Annotated in this window: 13 protein-coding genes and 1 other annotated feature; all 13 genes read right to left on the bottom strand. The window is 41.9% G+C overall.

What is annotated here, in order from left to right:
• Nucleotides 1-6 precede the first annotated feature (6 nt).
• The 13 genes from DG474_RS05750 to DG474_RS05810 all read right to left on the bottom strand — a co-directional run bounded on the left by DG474_RS05750 (nucleotide 7) and on the right by DG474_RS05810 (nucleotide 16388).
• A complete protein-coding gene (locus DG474_RS05750) occupies nucleotides 7-336 on the bottom strand; it encodes a metal-sulfur cluster assembly factor (RefSeq protein WP_000331930.1) in 330 nt (109 codons plus the stop codon).
• A 14-nt stretch (nucleotides 337-350) separates the two neighbouring features.
• The gene (gene rpoD, locus DG474_RS05755) at nucleotides 351-1460 is read right to left on the bottom strand and encodes an RNA polymerase sigma factor RpoD (protein ID WP_000201892.1); all 1110 of its coding nucleotides are present in this window, start codon (nucleotides 1458-1460) and stop codon (nucleotides 351-353) included.
• 2 nt (nucleotides 1461-1462) lie between these two features.
• The gene (gene dnaG, locus DG474_RS05760) at nucleotides 1463-3223 is read right to left on the bottom strand and encodes a DNA primase (RefSeq protein ID WP_084946173.1); all 1761 of its coding nucleotides are present in this window, start codon (nucleotides 3221-3223) and stop codon (nucleotides 1463-1465) included.
• Nucleotides 3224-3419: 196 nt separating this feature from the next.
• On the bottom strand, nucleotides 3420-4178 hold the full coding sequence (locus DG474_RS05765) for an ABC transporter ATP-binding protein (RefSeq protein WP_049505730.1): 759 nt from the start codon (nucleotides 4176-4178) through the stop codon (nucleotides 3420-3422).
• Entirely contained in the window at nucleotides 4175-5041 is an 867-nt protein-coding gene (locus DG474_RS05770) for an ABC transporter permease (protein WP_000637254.1), read from the bottom strand. Before DG474_RS05770 ends, DG474_RS05765 begins: the two co-directional genes overlap by 4 nt.
• A gap of 65 nt (nucleotides 5042-5106) precedes the next feature.
• On the bottom strand, nucleotides 5107-6102 hold the full coding sequence (gene trpX, locus DG474_RS05775) for a tryptophan ABC transporter substrate-binding protein (RefSeq protein ID WP_084946174.1): 996 nt from the start codon (nucleotides 6100-6102) through the stop codon (nucleotides 5107-5109).
• 117 nt (nucleotides 6103-6219) lie between these two features.
• Nucleotides 6220-6435 (bottom strand) — a binding site (T-box leader).
• A 96-nt stretch (nucleotides 6436-6531) separates the two neighbouring features.
• Nucleotides 6532-9228: a phosphoenolpyruvate carboxylase gene (gene ppc, locus DG474_RS05780; RefSeq protein ID WP_084946175.1), complete on the bottom strand. Its 2697-nt coding sequence runs from the start codon at nucleotides 9226-9228 to the stop codon at nucleotides 6532-6534.
• 23 nt (nucleotides 9229-9251) lie between these two features.
• Nucleotides 9252-10475 (bottom strand): cell division peptidoglycan polymerase FtsW, encoded by a 1224-nt coding sequence (gene ftsW / locus DG474_RS05785; RefSeq protein WP_000703343.1) that lies wholly within the window; start codon nucleotides 10473-10475, stop codon nucleotides 9252-9254.
• 187 nt (nucleotides 10476-10662) lie between these two features.
• Nucleotides 10663-11604 (bottom strand): peptidylprolyl isomerase PrsA, encoded by a 942-nt coding sequence (gene prsA, locus DG474_RS05790; RefSeq protein ID WP_000728080.1) that lies wholly within the window; start codon nucleotides 11602-11604, stop codon nucleotides 10663-10665.
• Between the two features lie 67 nt (nucleotides 11605-11671).
• Nucleotides 11672-12385 carry an O-methyltransferase gene (locus DG474_RS05795; RefSeq protein WP_255777638.1) on the bottom strand — a complete coding sequence of 238 codons (714 nt, stop codon included), beginning with the start codon at nucleotides 12383-12385 and terminating at the stop codon, nucleotides 11672-11674.
• Between the two features lies 1 nt (nucleotide 12386).
• Entirely contained in the window at nucleotides 12387-14189 is a 1803-nt protein-coding gene (pepF, locus tag DG474_RS05800) for an oligoendopeptidase F (RefSeq protein ID WP_255777639.1), read from the bottom strand.
• A gap of 18 nt (nucleotides 14190-14207) precedes the next feature.
• Nucleotides 14208-15164: a competence protein CoiA gene (locus DG474_RS05805; RefSeq protein WP_255777641.1), complete on the bottom strand. Its 957-nt coding sequence runs from the start codon at nucleotides 15162-15164 to the stop codon at nucleotides 14208-14210.
• 75 nt (nucleotides 15165-15239) lie between these two features.
• Complete coding sequence (locus tag DG474_RS05810; RefSeq protein ID WP_255777642.1) at nucleotides 15240-16388, bottom strand: PDDEXK family nuclease; 1149 nt, start codon at nucleotides 16386-16388, stop codon at nucleotides 15240-15242.
• Between the last annotated feature and the right edge of the window lie 154 nt (nucleotides 16389-16542).

The raw sequence follows: 16542 nt of genomic DNA on the forward strand, positions 1-16542 counted from the left end.
TAGTCTTTATTTAATTCCTAGGGCGATACGCGCGTATCGGCTCATTTTTTCAACTGTCCAAGCTGGATACCAGACCAATTTAACTTCGGTATTGGTTACCTCAGGCACATCTGTCATCGCATCATGTATCTGGTCTGTCAAAAGGTCAGCCAGTGGGCAGCCCATAGTTGTCAAAGTCATATCAATTTCAGTGTGACCTGTTTCACCATCAAAACGAATTTCATAAATCAAACCTAGGTTGACAATATCAATCCCCAACTCAGGGTCGATGACTTCTTCCAAAGCATTTAAAATGCGTGTTTTGATCGTTTCAATTTGCTCTTCTGTATAAGCCATGTTATTCCTCACTCTTAGTCTTCAATAAAATCACGAAGCGGTTTGCTGCGACTTGGTTGGCGCAATTTTCTCAAAGCCTTGGCCTCGATCTGACGGATACGCTCACGAGTCACGTTAAAGACTTTCCCAACATCTTCAAGAGTACGCATTTTCCCATCGTCCAAACCGAAGCGCAAGCGCAAGACGTTTTCTTCACGGTCTGTAAGAGTATCCAAGACTTCATCCAACTGCTCACGCAAGACGATACGAGTTGTGTAGTCTACTGGATTTTCAATCACTTCGTCTTCGATAAAGTCCCCAAGATGGCTATCGTCCTCTTCACCAATCGGTGTTTCAAGTGATACTGGTTCTTGAGCGATTTTTAGGATTTCACGGACCTTGTCAGGTGTCATATCCATACGCTCAGCGATTTGTTCAGGAGTCGGATCTTGCCCCAATTCTTGAAGGAGATTACGTTGTTCACGGACAAGCTTGTTAATGGTTTCTACCATGTGGACAGGGATACGAATAGTACGGGCCTGGTCAGCGATGGCACGGGTAATCGCCTGACGAATCCACCAAGTTGCATACGTAGAAAACTTAAATCCTTTTGAATAGTCAAACTTGTCAACAGCCTTCATCAAGCCCATGTTTCCTTCTTGGATCAAGTCAAGAAACTGCATGCCACGCCCTACGTAGCGCTTAGCGATAGAAACCACCAAACGAAGGTTGGCTTCTGCAAGACGTTGTTTGGCTTCGATATCACCAGCCTCAACTGCTAGGGCCAATTCTTTTTCCTCTTCGTTGGTCAAGAGAGGAACGACCCCGATTTCCTTCAAATACATACGGACTGGGTCATTAACCTTGGCAGAAGTTGAGCCAATCAAGTCCTCATCACTGAGTTCTGGTTCTTCTTCTGCACTAAGCACACGTGCACTTGGATTTCCTTCGTTGTCTGTGATAGAAATGCCAGCATCCTGAATCCGTTGCAAAAGGTCTTCAATGCCGTCTGCATCGAGGGTGAAAGGAATAACCAGACTTGAATTGATTTCATCATCTGTTGCTGTTCCTGTTTTTTTGTGGTTACGGATAAAGTCTGCTACTTGCACATCAAATGTGGTTACTTCTTTTTGTTTTGTTGCCATTATTACTCCATTCTTCTCTTTTGGGAAATCAATCGTTGCAATTCTTCCAAGGCTGTGTCTGTATCTCCTACATGACTAGCTTCCTGCACTTTCTTTTTAATTCTTAAGTTGTCCTTGCTGAGGAGAGCACGGTTTCGAGTCGCTTCTACTTCTACTAGCTCTTGAGGCGACATCTCAGCTGGCAAATCCAGGCTAAGCACGTGGTACCAAGCATTTTCAACCTCAGGCGTCTGATGAGAAAGCTCCTCTGAGCCGATTTCTCCCTGCTCACTTAATAATTCGTAAAGAATCTGAAATTCTGGGGTATCAAAGAAAAAATCTTCTCTTAATCTGTAGTCATTTAGAACAACTGGATTCTCAGCCATCCTATAAAGGAGATGAGCCTCTGCTCTCATGACTGCTGTCAATTGTCGCGTTACAGGTATACTAATCGCTGCTGGAGGTTGCTCCTCTTTGACTCTTTCCTGCCTCTGAACAATGCGACTTTCATTTACAATCTGTTCCACCTGCTGGTAATCAAAAGAAGGTAGATTATCCGCCAGAATGTGGATATAGGAATTCTGGGCAGTGATCGACTTTTCTTTGGCGATTAAGGGCGCAATCTTTTCAATGAACTCGATTTGCGCCTGCAAGTTATCACTATTTTCAGGCTTGAGCTGGTGAATATAGAACTCTATAGGACTGATCCGAGTCTTTGTCAAGAGGTAGGCCAAGTCTTCAGCAGAATTCTTTTGTAGATACTCATCAGGGTCCATGGCATCAGGTACTCGAACAACCTCCACTGAAAAGTCTTTTAACTCCTCTAGAGCCTTGGCTGTTGCTGCCTGCCCTGCCTTGTCGCCATCATAGCTGAGAACAATTTTTTTTGTAAAGCGTTTGAGGTGGTCAACATGCTCCTTGCTTAAGGCTGTTCCCATGGAAGCTACAGCATTTTCTATACCAGCACGGTAGGCTGCAATCACATCCATGAAGCCTTCCATCAGATAGAGCTCTGTAATCTTACCTGTTCCCTTTTTTGCCTTGTCCAAATGATACAATTCGTAACTCTTGTTAAAAATTACTGTTGAGCGACTATTTTTATACTTAGAAGTCTGACTGTCCGTTTCTTGCCAGATACGACCTGAAAATGCAATAACCTGCCCCTTGTCATTGGTCAAAGGAAAGATGATCCGTCCAAAAAAAGTATCATAAAATTGATTACCATCTGACAGATAAAACAGGCCAGAATCCAATAAATCCTTTTCCTCAAACTTGTCAGCCAAACGTTGATAGAGATAAGTTCTCTCTGCTGGAGCCAGTCCAATCTGGAAGTGCTTCAGAACATCGTCTGTCAATCCGCGTTTGTAGAGATAAGCCCTTGCTTCTTCTCCCATCTTGGTCGTCATGAGGATGGCATGGTAAAAGCGGGCGGCTTCTTCATGCATATCATATAGAGCTTGATGAGGTGAAGCCTGTTGAGGACGAGACTGTACCGGCATAGCCAGTTGAATACCGACGCGCTCTCCTAAGAGCTGAACGGCTTCCATGAAGGACACGCCTTGGTATTCTTCGATGAACTTAAAGACATCTCCTGAACGCCCACAGCCAAAACAGTGATAAAACTGCTTGTCTTCCACAACGTTGAAAGAGGGGGTCTTTTCACCATGAAAAGGACAGATCCCTAAATAGTTCCGTCCAGCCTTCTGTAAAGAAATCACATCACCTATGACTTCCACAATGTTGGCATTGTTTTTGATTTCTTCAATGACTTGCTTGTCAACCATACACAATACCTCCATCTTATCATAGTTTCACGTAAACTAGTATAGCTTATTTCTGAAAAAAAGTAAACCATTTCATACGCTTTCCGTAATTCTCTTTGCCTTATTTTTCCAGATAGAAAGAGGAGATAAAAAACTCAGAAACACTTCCATGCTTCTAAGTTTCTCTTCTCTATTTTTTGATGATTATTTAACTCATCTATTCAAATAATTGATAGTAGTCTGAAATCTTCATCTTAGCTTTTTCTTCTTTATTGAGGTCTTGGATAATACGACCTTCCTTCATGACAATCAGACGGTTTCCATACTTCAGTGCATCTTCCATATGGTGGGTAATCATCAAGGCTGTTAGATGATCCTTGCTGACAAAGTCATCTGTTAACTCCATCAAGGCAACACTAGTCTTTGGGTCTAGAGCTGCTGTGTGTTCATCCAACAAGAGCAACTCTGGTCGCTTCAAGGTTGCCATCAAGAGACTCAAGGCCTGACGTTGTCCACCTGAAAGAAACTCAATCGGAGTATCTAGATGCTTTTCAAGACCATTTCCCACTTTTTCAATGGTAGTCTGAAACTCCTCTCGGTGACTTGAAAGTCTCCTAGGGAGGAGTCCTCTCTTCTCACCACGAAACTTGGCAATTAAGAGATTTTCCGCCACCGTCATACGGGGAGCCGTCCCCATCTTAGGATCCTGAAAGACACGAGACAAATACTTAGCCCGCTTTTCAGGTGAAAAATGCGTCACGTCCTCGCCCATGATACGGATACTTCCGCTTGTTAAAGGTAAGGTGCCTGCAATCGTGTTAAAAAGCGTTGACTTCCCTGCTCCATTTCCCCCTAGGATGGTAATGAAATCATGTTCGAAAATTTCAAGAGAAACATCATTCAGAATGATTTTTTCCTCATCAAAGCCATTCGTGATGACTTTGGTAGCATTTTTTAATTCTACAATTGCTGTCATTTGCTAAACTTGACTCCTTTCAGGTATTTGTTTTTGAAGGTTGGAATCATGAGGCAAACCGCCAAAATCAAGGCGCTGTACAAACGAAGATAACTTGTATTAAACCCAAGAGCAATCACTCCCCAAACGAGGAACTGATAAGCAATAGACCCTACAACGATGGTCATGAGTCGCTCTGCCAGGGTCAAACTCTTGAACAAAACCTCTCCAATAATCAAGCTAGCAAGCCCTACGACAATCACGCCAATTCCTCGAGAGACATCCGCGTATCCTTCTTGTTGAGCAATTAAGGCCCCTGCAAGCGCGATAATCCCATTTGAGAGAACCAAACCCATGAGTTCCATACGTCCCGTATTGATACCAAAGCTACGAGCCATATCGGGATTGTCACCTGTAGCGATGTAGGCTTGACCTAGTTTGGTATCAAGGAAAAAGAGCATAAGGCCAATAACAAGAGCTACAAAGATTAATCCAGTCAGGAGTTGGTTAAGGTCTGAATCAAAAGGCAAGACATCCTGAATTTGCTTGGTTCCAAGAAGCCCCAGATTGGCACGTCCCATAATCATGAGCATGATGGAATGGCAAGAAGTCATGACCAGAATCCCTGATAAGAGGGTTGGGATTTTTCCTTTAGTATACAAAAGACCCGTCGCCATTCCAGCTAGACAGCCCGCACCTACTGCAGCTAAGGTCGCCAAAAACGGATTGACTCCCTGTGTTATCAAGGTTACAGCTACTGCTCCCCCAAGAGGAAAAGAACCTTCAGTAGTCATATCAGGGAAATTCAAAATTCGAAAAGTCATAAAGATTCCCAAACCTAAAATCGCCCAGACCATTCCCTGAGAAATAATGGATACTATCATAATCTTTCACTCATTTCTTTCTTTAGTAAAAATGGGAGGAGATGTGTCCAGCTCCTCCTTTATCTTTATTCAATCACTTGTCCCGCTTCTTTTAGAACGGACTCAGGAATGGTAATACCAAGTTCCTGCGCTAGTTTTTTGTTAATCACTGACTTACCAGTTGAAAAGACATTAACTGGCGTATCAGCTGGTTTTTCACCTTTCAAAACTTTGGCAATCATCTTACCAGTAGCCACACCAAGATCGTGTTGGTCAACTACAACAGATGCTAATCCACCTGCTTCTACCATGGCAGTGGCACTTGGGTAGATTGGCTTTTTAGCTGTTTGGTTGCTTGAAACAACTGTTGAAAATGCGGATGCGATGGTGTTGTCAATTGGAACCCAAATCGCATCAACCTTGCTTGTCATAACATTAACTGTTGAAGCAATTTCATTGGTTGATGGAACAGCAAAGGTTTCGACTGTCAAACCTGCTTTTTCAGCATAAGCCTTGAATTCTTCTACCTGTGTTTTTGAGTTATCTTCGCTACTTGAGTAAAGAGCGCCGATTGTTTTGACATTTGGTGTCAAAGTTTTAATCAATTCCACTTGCTGTTCAGCTGGGTTATGATCTGACACCCCTGTAATGTTGCCACCTGGTTTTTTCAAATCTTTGACCAAGTTAGCACCGATTGGGTCTGTAATAGCAGCCATGATAACAGGTAGGTCTTTTGTAGCACTAGCAAGTCCTTGAGCAGCTGGTGTCGCAATCCCAACAACAACGTCGTTTCCATTTGCTACCAATTGTTTACTCATGGTTGCAACCTTGCTCTGATCACCTTCAGAGTTCATAAAGTCGATTTTTACTTGATCGTCTTTATAGCCTTCTTCAGCTAGTCCATCTTGAATCCCTTGGTAAATCAAGTCCAAGGATGGGTGACTAACAAATTGAAGGACACCAACCTTAGCAACCTTTTGCTCTTCTTTAGCTGCTGGCTTGTTTATTGATGAATAAATCAAGCTAGCCACTACCAATACTGCTAATCCAGCGACAATTCCAATCAAACGTTTATTTTTCATTTTTCTTTCTCCTTAATTCTTTTACCTTAACTTGTTAAATCACATCATCAAGCGATGCCATCGTTTAAATTCCATCATCATCCTCCTCATAGAAAAAGTCCTCACACAAAAAACTTGTGTGAGGACGTCGATGCGCGGTGCCACCTCAATTATAGGGAATATCCCTATCGCTCTTTCTCGCAATAACGAGTTGCACTGTAAGGTGTGCTCACCGAATTTTTATGATTTCAAATTCTTAAGTACATTCAGCCCAATTTCATCAATTTCATCTATCTGCTTTCACCAACCACAGACTCTCTAAAAAATGAGCATGATTACTTTCTGAATGTTTAAATTATATCATTTTTCAACTACTTGTCAAGCTTATTTTTAGAATTTTTTAAACAATTCAAAAACTTCCCCTTTATAAAAGAGGAAGTTTGTAGAATATCAGCCTGAATTACGTAAACCGGTTGCAATTCCGTTGATAGTTGTATGGATCAGTTTTTCTTCGTCAGCTGACAATTCGCCGCGACGTTGACGTTTGATCAACTCCAACTGGATGTAGTTCAGGATATTAAAGTAAGGCATACGATAGTTTAGACTGTCTTTTAGGTAAGAGTTTTCTGCCAAGAGTTCGTCATAACCTTCGATAGCTAAAATAATGTCCTTAGTCAACTGCCATTCATCTAAAATAGTGTAGTAGATAGCTTGTACTTCTTCGTCTTCACAGAGCTTGGCATATTCAAAAGCAATGTTCATATTAGACTTAGACAAGACCATGTCTACATTGGAAAGCAAAGATTGGAAGAAAGGCCAGTTTTGGTACATATCTCGAAGAAACTCGATATTCTTCGGATCTTGATCTATAAACTCTTTAAAGCTTGATCCAACTCCGTACCATCCAGGGAACATGACACGGCTTTGTGACCATGAGAAGACCCAAGGAATAGCACGCAAACCGCCAATTTCAGTGATGGTCTTACGAGCTGCTGGACGCGAACCGATATTGAAGCTTGAAATAGCCTTAATCGGACTGGATTCAAAGAAATAGTCATAGAAATGTTCATTTCCAAAGACCAAATCACGATAGATATCATAACTACGGTCCACTACTTGGTCCATAATTGCTTCGTAACGATTTGATGTATTGGTATCACTCTTCTTCTTGGTAATCATACGGTTAATGGCTGCAGAAACCAACATTTCAAGGTTATAATAGGCAGCGTCTTTGTTACCGTATTTGTTTCCAATCACTTCTCCTTGTTCAGTCAGACGGATACGGTCCTTAATAGACTTAAGTGGTTGAGATGTGATGGCTTCATAAGTTGGTCCACCACCACGACCCACAGTACCACCACGACCATGGAAGAAAGTAACCTTAACGCCAAATTCATCCCCAATAGCAGTCAGTTGTTGTTGAGCTTTATATAATGTCCAACATGATGATAGGTAACCACCGTCCTTGTTACTATCAGAGTAGCCAAGCATGATTTCTTGGTAGTTGTCTTTTGAAGCAATCCATTTTTTAGCCAAAGGAAGAGAGAAATATCTTCTCATGGTTTCTTCTGAGTGATCCAAGTCTTCGATTGTTTCAAAGAGGGGAACAATCTGAACGCGGGCTTTTTGGGCATCCACCAAGCCGACTTCCTTAAGCATAATGGCTAGCTCTAACATATCGGATACACTTGTTGCGTGCGAAATGATGGTTTGACGAATGACGTTTTCACCCAGTTTATCCTTCAACTTACGCGCAGCTTTAAAGATAGAGAGTTCTTTTTCAAGCAGTTCTGACTTTTCAGCATGAGTCGCTGAGAGGATACGAGGATCTTCTTCCAACTCTTTTAAGAGGAGGGTACATTTTTCGTCTTCTGACAGATCGCTATAATGGTCGTTGATGCCAGCAGATGCTAGCAATTCAGCCACACAAGCTTCATGAACACTAGAGTCTTGGCGCATATCGATAGAAGCAAGGTAGAAACCAAAAATTTCGACAGCTTGCATCAACTCGACAAATTCTCCTGAAATTAGGTATTCTCCCTTATTCTCAAGGAGAGAATCGCGAATGGCCAACAAATCTTGATAGAATTCATCTGCAGTGGCATATCTAGGCTGAAGGTCTTTGTCTTCAATCAAGTAAGCCTTGGTTGCCTGCATCTTAGCTTGGATATCAAAAAGGGCACGACGATAGAGTTCTTTTTCACGGTAAATGGAGTTATCCTGTGACTTCATTGCCATCTCACGGACCTTGTCGCTGACATTCACGATGCTGGTTGAAAGTGAAAATTCACGATAAAGATTATAAATCTTCTCATCGTAGTAGTTCATGATGACTTCGCACTGAGTCAAGGCTGATTTGTTTAGAGTTTCCGCAGTTACGAAAGGATTTCCATCACGGTCTCCTCCGATCCACATCCCCATAGTAATCGGTTTTGGATGCTCAAGCTCGATACCTTGTTCTTTAGCTAGTTTCTTATACTCAGCCGTCAAACGTGGAACAGCATTCAGGAAAGAACTTTGGTAATACTCCATCACGTTGGTGATTTCGTTCGTTACTTTCAATTTTTTCTCACGAATCATGTCCGTTTGCATGATAATCTCAATGTAACGGCGGAGATCTGTGTGCCATTTTTCTTTATTAATCAAGCCGAGTTTGACATCACGGTACTTGCGCAAGAGCGTATGGATGTGATTGGTTAAATCCAGCATACTCTTGCGTTGTACTTGCGTTGGATGGGCGGTCAAGACAGGAACGACATTTAACTTTTCTAAAATTTCGGCTGCATTTTCTTTTTCAGCTACCATCTTAATCGTTGTAGATAATTTTCCTAAATAGTCTTGGTCCACATTGTTTTGGTGATTGATTTCATAGGCCAAATCCACATCCTCAGAGATATTAATCAAAAGTGGAAGGATAGAGAAATAGCGTGAAATGTAAATCATTTCTTCATTCGAAAGACTGGTCACTAGGTCATTGAGCCCTTGATAATTCTCGCTAGTTGATAATTCCTTCAACTGGATAATCTTTTCAAAGGTTTCTGGCGCCAGCATATTTTTTGTGATATCTTCTAATAGCTCAGTCAGAATCAAGACTTCTTCTTGGACGACTGCTTTATTACTATAGTTTTCTAATTTTTGAAGAGACATATACTTTCCTTTCCATACAATCCTTACAGACTTTCATCGGTTTGATTTTCGTATTCTCTGATAAGTTTGGCACGTTTTTCACTGGCATCAATATTCAGTACAAGCGCGATGGCCACGGATAATACCAATAGACTGTTCCCACCTTGTGAAAGGAAGGGGAAGGTTACCCCTGTAGAAGGAATCAACCCTGAAATCCCACCAATATTGACAAAGACCTGAACAAGGATCATTCCTCCGACACCAATAGCAACCATAGAGTTAAAGGGGTCCTTTGCTCGAATACCAACCAAGATGATTCGCAAAATCAAGAAGAAGAGTAGAGCCAAAATCATACTGGCTCCTACGAATCCAAACTCCTCGATGACAATCGAAAAGACGAAATCCGTATGGGCTTCTGGCAGATAACCACGCTTCTCGATAGAATTCCCTAGTCCCAGTCCGAACCAGCCACCATTAACCATGGCATAGTAGGAATTTGCGAGCTGGTGTCCTGCACCCGCCAAGTCATTAAAGGGATTAAAGAAGGCACTAAAACGTTTAGCAACGTAACCAAATACAGGAATTTGAGAGAACTTTTCAACCCCAACAAAGCGAATGACAGACAAGACTAACATTGAACTTCCTGCCAAGAGAGCTAGAATGGTCGAGAACCAACGATAGGCAATCCCACTAACCGTATACATGATGAGCGCCACCAAGACCAAGATGGTCGCATTACCCAAGTCTGGGAAAATTCCCAAGCTACCAATCAGAACCAGCAGAACAAAACGCCAGTCATTAAAAGCTCGAGGTAGCCACTGATTCTGTGTCAAAACCTGGAAGTCATAAACCGCAATCTCATCTTGTTGTTTTGAAAATCGATGTGCCAGGTACCAGATGATGATAATCTTAAGGTACTCCGCAGGCTGAATCGTTACAGGTCCTACAGAAATCCATCCGTATGCTCCATTGACAGGTGTTCCGACCAGTCGCGCCAGAGCTAAAAGAACCATCTCCACAATCATTACGATAAAGATGAGACGTCCGTTTCTTAGGAAACCTAATTTTAATTTATAGATTAAGGCAATCAGAATCAAACTAGCTATCCAGAAGATCCCCTGGTTACGCACCAATTGAAAGGCGCTTTTTCCTTCTTCAATCAAGGTTGCACTCGTTGTCGAGTACACCACAATCAGTCCCAAAATCGATAAAAGGAAATAAGGAATCAAAATGGAATAGTTTAGTAGGTGCCTTTTACTAATTTTCATATTTCACCACTCTAATAGGAACAGACGCTTCTGTTCCCAATTCCGTTTTATTTTCTAGTTTTGATTGCTATTATACCACTTTTTCAGAAAGAAAAAAACTCTTATCCTTTAATCCTTCGAATTTTACTCATTTTCTAGTATCAGGTATAAAAAAACAAATCTCTTTTGAGATTTGTTTTTTGCCTTCTTAGTTAGATGAAGAGCTGCTGCTTGAGCTTGAGTCACCACCACCGATGTATTGGGTGAAGATGTTTTGGAAGGCTTGATCCTTAACCTTGATGTTTGCCGCTTGCAATTCTTTACCAATTACTCCTTGAACAAAGGCTGAATCATTTTGTTTCTGAGTCAAGATGATGGTCTTCAATTTTTCTTTGTAATCCTCAATATTAGAAGATTTTTCTGTTTTCTTCGTTACTTTGATGATGTAGAACTGACTGCTGTAGGCTTGTGTTCCGGTAGCTGTAATCACATCAGAAACCCCATTCACATCCAAGGCAAAGGCTGCTTTCTTAACTTGTTCTGGAAGTTCTGTAGAAGCAGAGTCAAAAGTGATTTCTCCACCATTTTCTTTTGTCTTGTCATCGTTAGAGTTGTCTTTTGCCAACTGAGCAAAATCCGCACCTTCTGCTTTAGCTTTCTCAAGTACTTCTTTTGCCTTGTCTTCATTATCCAAACGGATGATTTGAGCTGTCACATCTGGTGTATAAGACTCAAAAGCTTTTTGGTAGGCTTCGTCTGTCAACTCGCTCTCTGCAGCCTTCTTAACCGCTAATTCAACCAATTTGCTGGTACGGATTTGAGCTTTACGAGTCTCAGGTGTCATACCTGCACGTTGAAGCACGCTGTTGTAGCTATCGCCGTATTTCTTTTGTTCTTCAGCAACGGCATCATCCACATCTTTATCCGTTACCTCCGACCCATATTGTTGTTCAAATACTTTTTGGATGGTCATATTGAGCAAGACTTGTTGTGCAGTTGGATTGTTCTTTACTTCTTCAAAGAATTGATGCTCTGTAATCACATCGCCCTTCATGCTGATCAAATCTTTTCCTTCAGAACTGTTTGAACAAGCTGCAAGTGTTGCTACTGATAAAAGTGTGATGGCTCCTGCCATAAGTTTTTTCTTCATTTTTACTCCTTTTACGGTAAGTGTTACCTTATCTATTTTACTATAATTTCTTAAATTTTTCTGAAAATCATTCGCTCTCAGGAAGCTCTACTTCTGCTAGATTTTTTCTTAGCATGAGAATGCCGTCTCCAAGTGGAACTAGAGTTGCTGTTAGACCTGGATTGTCCAACGTTGCGTCGAAAAGTCTTTGCAAACCACGGTAAATGGTGCGTTGACCTCGGCGGACTTCCATGATGTCCTTGGCAACATCGCCTCCTTGGAAAATGTCATCCAAGACCACTACTCCACCAACTTCCAAGCGTTTAAAGATTTCAGGCAGAAAGACGATATACTTGGACTTGGCAGAATCCATAAAGACAAAGTCATAAGTTTCTGTCAGACTGGATAAAACATCAACTGCATCTCCCTCTAAAAGAGTGATTTGCTTACGACTGTCAAACTGGGCAAAGTTTTCCTTGGCAAAGCCTATCATCTCAGGATTACGGTCAATCGTTGTAATCTTGGCATCTGGCGCATGTTCCGCCATCAGGAGGGCAGAAAAGCCAATTGCCGTTCCAATCTCCAAAATATTCTTAGGTTGCATGGTTTCCATTAGAAAACGGAAATAAGCAACCGTTTCATGAGGAATGATGGGAATGTTTTCCTTGCGAGCGAAGGTCTCCAATTCTTTCAAGGAACCTGTCACCTGCTTTTGACGCTGGCGCATGAGTTCTACGATTTCTTCCTTGACGACGGGACGTCGCATATTGTGATTGGCATTTTTACTATAAGACTCTACCATCTTAAGCTAGTCCCAATTTTTCAACAAGGGCTTCAAACTCGTTTAAGCGACGTTCAAAGACTGCAAAGGCATCGTTAAGATAGTCTTCCTTCTCCATATCAACACCCGCTTTTCTCATGACATTGAGCGGATAGTCAGACTTACCAGCCTTGAGGTAGTCGATATAGCGGTCACGATCTTCTTGACTACCATGGACAATCTTTTCAGCTAAGGCTGAAGCAGCTGCAAAACCAGTTGAATACTGATAAACATAGTAGTTATAGTAGAAGTGAGGAATGCGTGCCCACTCGTATTGGATCTGAGGATTGTCTTCCTTGCTGAGTCCATAGTACTCTTGGTTCAAGTCAGCGTAGAGTTTATTGAGGAAATCACTTGTCAAGACTTCTCCATTTTGGTCTGCTTGGTGGATAGCATGTTCAAACTCAGCGAATTGAGTTTGACGGAAAACTGTTCCACGGAAACCATCTAGGAAGTTATTGAGAATTGCAAAACGAGTCGCATTGTCTTCTACTTCTTCCAACAATTTCTCTGTCAAGATATTTTCGTTAGTCGTTGAGGCAATCTCTGCTAAGAAGATAGAATAATCCCCGTAAACATAAGGCTGAGTTTCACGAGTATAGCTTGAGTGCATACTGTGACCTGTTTCATGGACAAGGGTAAAGAGATTGTCTAGATTGTCCTGCCAGTTGAGAAGCATAAAGGCATTGGTATCGTAAGAACCACCAGAGTAGGCACCAGAACGCTTGCCTTGATTTTCATAGACATCAATCCAACGCTCACTGAAGGCACGTTTGACACGGCTCAAGTAGTCGTCACCCAAGACCGCCAAGGCTTCTTCTGCCTTTTTCAAGGCTTCTTCGTAGGTAAAGCTATAATCTACTGAAGATAGCGGTGTGTAGACATCGTACATCTTGAGGTCGGAAATACCCAAGATTTTAGAACGAAGTTCTAGGTAACGATGCAAGAGTGGCAAATGCTTGCGAACTGCTGCTACTAGATTGTCATAGACACTTTCTGGAACAAAGTTTGCTGCGAGGGCTGCATGGCGAGCACTCTTATAGTTGCGAACTTTTGCTCGGTAGTTTTGCACCTTAACATTTGTCTGCAAAGTCTTAGCATAAGTGTGTTGGAATTGCTCATATGTCGCATAAAGGGCTTCATAGGCACCACGACGCACTTCACGGTTTTTAGACTCCATCAAACGGATGTAAGTACCGTGTGAGAGTTGCACTTCCTTGCCTTCGTCATCAAGCACGTATGGGAAGCTAATATCCGCATTGTCCAAAATAGCGAAGGTTTCACTAGCAGAACCAAAGATTTCTCCTGCTCCAGCAAGCAATTCTTCCTCACGTTGCGAAAGAACATGGTCTTTCTTTTGCAAGAGCTTGTCAAAAAAGTGTTTGTAAACTTGGAGTTTTGGTTGAGCTTCTAGGAAGGCCGCATACTGCTCTTCGCTAATCTCCATAAACTCAGGTTCATAGAATGAAAAGGCTTGTTCTAACTGACTGTATAGGGTCATTGCCTTAGCATAGTACTCTTGATACTTGGCCTCACGCGTGTCCTGGTCATTTTTCATATGCGCATAGACATAAAGCTTTTCAACTTGGCGTTCCAAGTCGAGTGAGAATTCTGTGATCTCAAGCAAACTGTCTGCGCTATCCAAGAGATGCCCCTCATACTGGGACGCTGTTTGTACTTTTTCAGTTAAATCTTTCAAGGCTTCTTCCCAAGCCTGGTCTGTTGGGTAGATTGTCGAAAGATCCCATGTATCTTTTTCATTTATTTCATGTCGTTGTAATACCATAAGATTCCTCCATCCTTTCTATTTTACCACATTTTTTGAGAAATATAAGTGATAAAAGGCTGGTGGATAGAGCTTTTGGCGATTATTTTTCGGATTTTTTTGATAGTAAGCCTGAAAATTTCTATAATAGCTAGCCAAATCCGTTTCAATCTGCAAAAAATCACCTGACTCTATCGGCTTGACTTGAGGATACCAGTCGTCCAGTTGATGGTTTAATAGATTGTCTCCTTGATAATAAGCTTCCTCCTGCTTCTTCATCCAGTAAGGTGTTTGGTAGTACAATTGCTGGCGAATGTAGTGACAGATAGTGGAATCTTGCATAACTGCAAAACGAGGCAGTTTTTGTTTTTGATAAGGAAATCGTAGAATTTGCAAGAGATTTCCTTGGCCATAGGGAAATTCCTTGACCTGAAAATGAAGTTTGCCACGTAGGTCCTGATGTAAAAGGTATTTAAGTCTCAAAACTTGCTTTTTGAGATCCAGTTCCCAAACAAAGAAACCCATATTTTGACTAAAATAGAGGAATCCTCTTTGCAGTTGTGTTAACCGCTCTTTTAACCAGAGTTTTTCTCCCAGTAGCCAGATAACCTGATAGCCCTGGCTGCGGTATCCTTGACTTCTATCGCCTAAAAGCTTTTGAGACAAGGGACTGCACTGAACCTCCAGAGCTAGTTTCTCATTGACGAGAACATCTGCTATCTGCTGAATCTCAGGCAGACTATATTCTAAGGCGACCTGATTGTCCTTCTTGACCCAATGATAAAGAGCCTCTTTATTTCCCAAGTGTTCTGGACTTTCATTCTCGAATATAGCGATGCAATCTCTTAAAGATTCATGGGCGAAATGCGTTCGAATTCTCTGTCCTTGACGTAATCGTAGTCCGCCCCCACAGGCTGGACAAGTATAAGCTTGCTTGGTCACATCTTTTTCAAGGGCATTCACCAAATTCCCCTTGGCATCTCTGGCTACAAACATGGGCTACCTCCTTTTCTCATTTATTCGAAAAAGAAGTAAAAAAGACTGGAATCCAGCCTTTCATGATATTATTTCTTATCTCTTTTGTCTCTTAGAGTATTTTTTCAGCATGGGAATGAGATTGGGAATCTGCTCGCTCCTAATGACCAGCACACCGTATTCCTGGCAACGATTGGCATAAGCAGGATTGATTTTCCCCGTACAGACAATTAACTTAAGGCAACTCTCCCCAGCAAAATGATTGGCATAGACTTCTAGTTCATTGATGGCTTCAACTGATAAATCCGTCATCTTGCAGGAGATAAAGGTAATCGAGCGTCCCTTTCTCAGAATGACATCAATCTCATTTTGGACATTATCCGCCTCTGGAAAGATGCCATTCCAATCAATCTCACCTCCTATCATGCACTCATCAAACAGCTGAGATTCAAGCGCCAAGAGATAGAGATATACCTCTAAAATATGTCCCTTATTGCGGCAAAAGACTTGAGCTTCTTGACTTGGAAAGCTGTATGCTACTCGTTTCTTGTCCTCGCTTTCAATACAAAGCATCCCTGCTTCCACAAGTAAAGGAATAAGGGATTCTGGGTAGTGATAATACTTGCCGTTGTTTTCCAGTATCTTTTCTGTCTCAGCATGCAGGTCATTGGTCTTAGCTAGAGAGAAAAATTGGGTTACTTGGTACCAGTGGACGGGATTGGCAATAGCCGAGCTGGCTAGCTTTTTGATGGCTGCAATTTGCTGAGCTGAGTGGATAGGGCGTTTTGATTTGAGCATTTTTCCACCACGCAAGGCTATCAACTGTTGGATGCTTAGGGTTGGAATGTCCATGTCTTCTTTTTCTAACTGACCGGCTACCCACTTGTATTGTTTTCTCCGCTCGACATCCATGGCAACGATGGGGAGCTGCCGATCCAAGCCGTATTGATAGAGAGATAAGGCTAGTAGCGAATCCCCACCAAAAACATCGAGAAGGACTTGGTCATAGCCTGCTAGACAATAATCTAACTGGTCTGCTAGTTGTTCTAAGGATAACTGACGAAAGGTCACTCGTTGAATATGAGGTACCTCTTCCATGATAAACTGACGGAGAGAGAGCTTCTCTTCATTGCTTATTTTCGTCAAAGATAGAAAAAGAATCTCGTCACAATCACTGATAAAGGCTTGGTAGACATTCTTTTCCAATACATGCCGATCATACAGCTCCACCAAAAGACTCGTCATTCGACCACCTCCATCATAAAGACTTTCTTGCGCTGAGAGTATCAGCAATACAACTCTAATGCTCAGATTTCCTACTTCTAGTATAGCATAAAATCCTGCTTCCCCACTCTACCATCGCAAATAAAAATGAATAGAAACCTTGTAAAGTGGTTTC

This window comes from Streptococcus oralis (assembly GCF_024399415.1).
In the GTDB taxonomy this organism is placed as follows: Bacteria; Bacillota; Bacilli; order Lactobacillales; family Streptococcaceae; genus Streptococcus; species Streptococcus oralis_CS.

Excerpts from the sequence above, each read along its gene's own strand:
- DG474_RS05750 (WP_000331930.1), bottom strand. The coding sequence starts at position 336 with ATGGCTTATACAGAAGAGCAAATTGAAACGATCAAAACACGCATTTTA.
- rpoD (WP_000201892.1), bottom strand. The coding sequence starts at position 1,460 with ATGGCAACAAAACAAAAAGAAGTAACCACATTTGATGTGCAAGTAGCA.
- dnaG (WP_084946173.1), bottom strand. The coding sequence starts at position 3,223 with ATGGTTGACAAGCAAGTCATTGAAGAAATCAAAAACAATGCCAACATT.
- DG474_RS05765 (WP_049505730.1), bottom strand. The coding sequence starts at position 4,178 with ATGACAGCAATTGTAGAATTAAAAAATGCTACCAAAGTCATCACGAAT.
- DG474_RS05770 (WP_000637254.1), bottom strand. The coding sequence starts at position 5,041 with ATGATAGTATCCATTATTTCTCAGGGAATGGTCTGGGCGATTTTAGGT.
- trpX (WP_084946174.1), bottom strand. The coding sequence starts at position 6,102 with ATGAAAAATAAACGTTTGATTGGAATTGTCGCTGGATTAGCAGTATTG.
- ppc (WP_084946175.1), bottom strand. The coding sequence starts at position 9,228 with ATGTCTCTTCAAAAATTAGAAAACTATAGTAATAAAGCAGTCGTCCAA.
- ftsW (WP_000703343.1), bottom strand. The coding sequence starts at position 10,475 with ATGAAAATTAGTAAAAGGCACCTACTAAACTATTCCATTTTGATTCCT.
- prsA (WP_000728080.1), bottom strand. The coding sequence starts at position 11,604 with ATGAAGAAAAAACTTATGGCAGGAGCCATCACACTTTTATCAGTAGCA.
- DG474_RS05795 (WP_255777638.1), bottom strand. The coding sequence starts at position 12,385 with ATGGTAGAGTCTTATAGTAAAAATGCCAATCACAATATGCGACGTCCC.
- pepF (WP_255777639.1), bottom strand. The coding sequence starts at position 14,189 with ATGGTATTACAACGACATGAAATAAATGAAAAAGATACATGGGATCTT.
- DG474_RS05805 (WP_255777641.1), bottom strand. The coding sequence starts at position 15,164 with ATGTTTGTAGCCAGAGATGCCAAGGGGAATTTGGTGAATGCCCTTGAA.
- DG474_RS05810 (WP_255777642.1), bottom strand. The coding sequence starts at position 16,388 with ATGACGAGTCTTTTGGTGGAGCTGTATGATCGGCATGTATTGGAAAAG.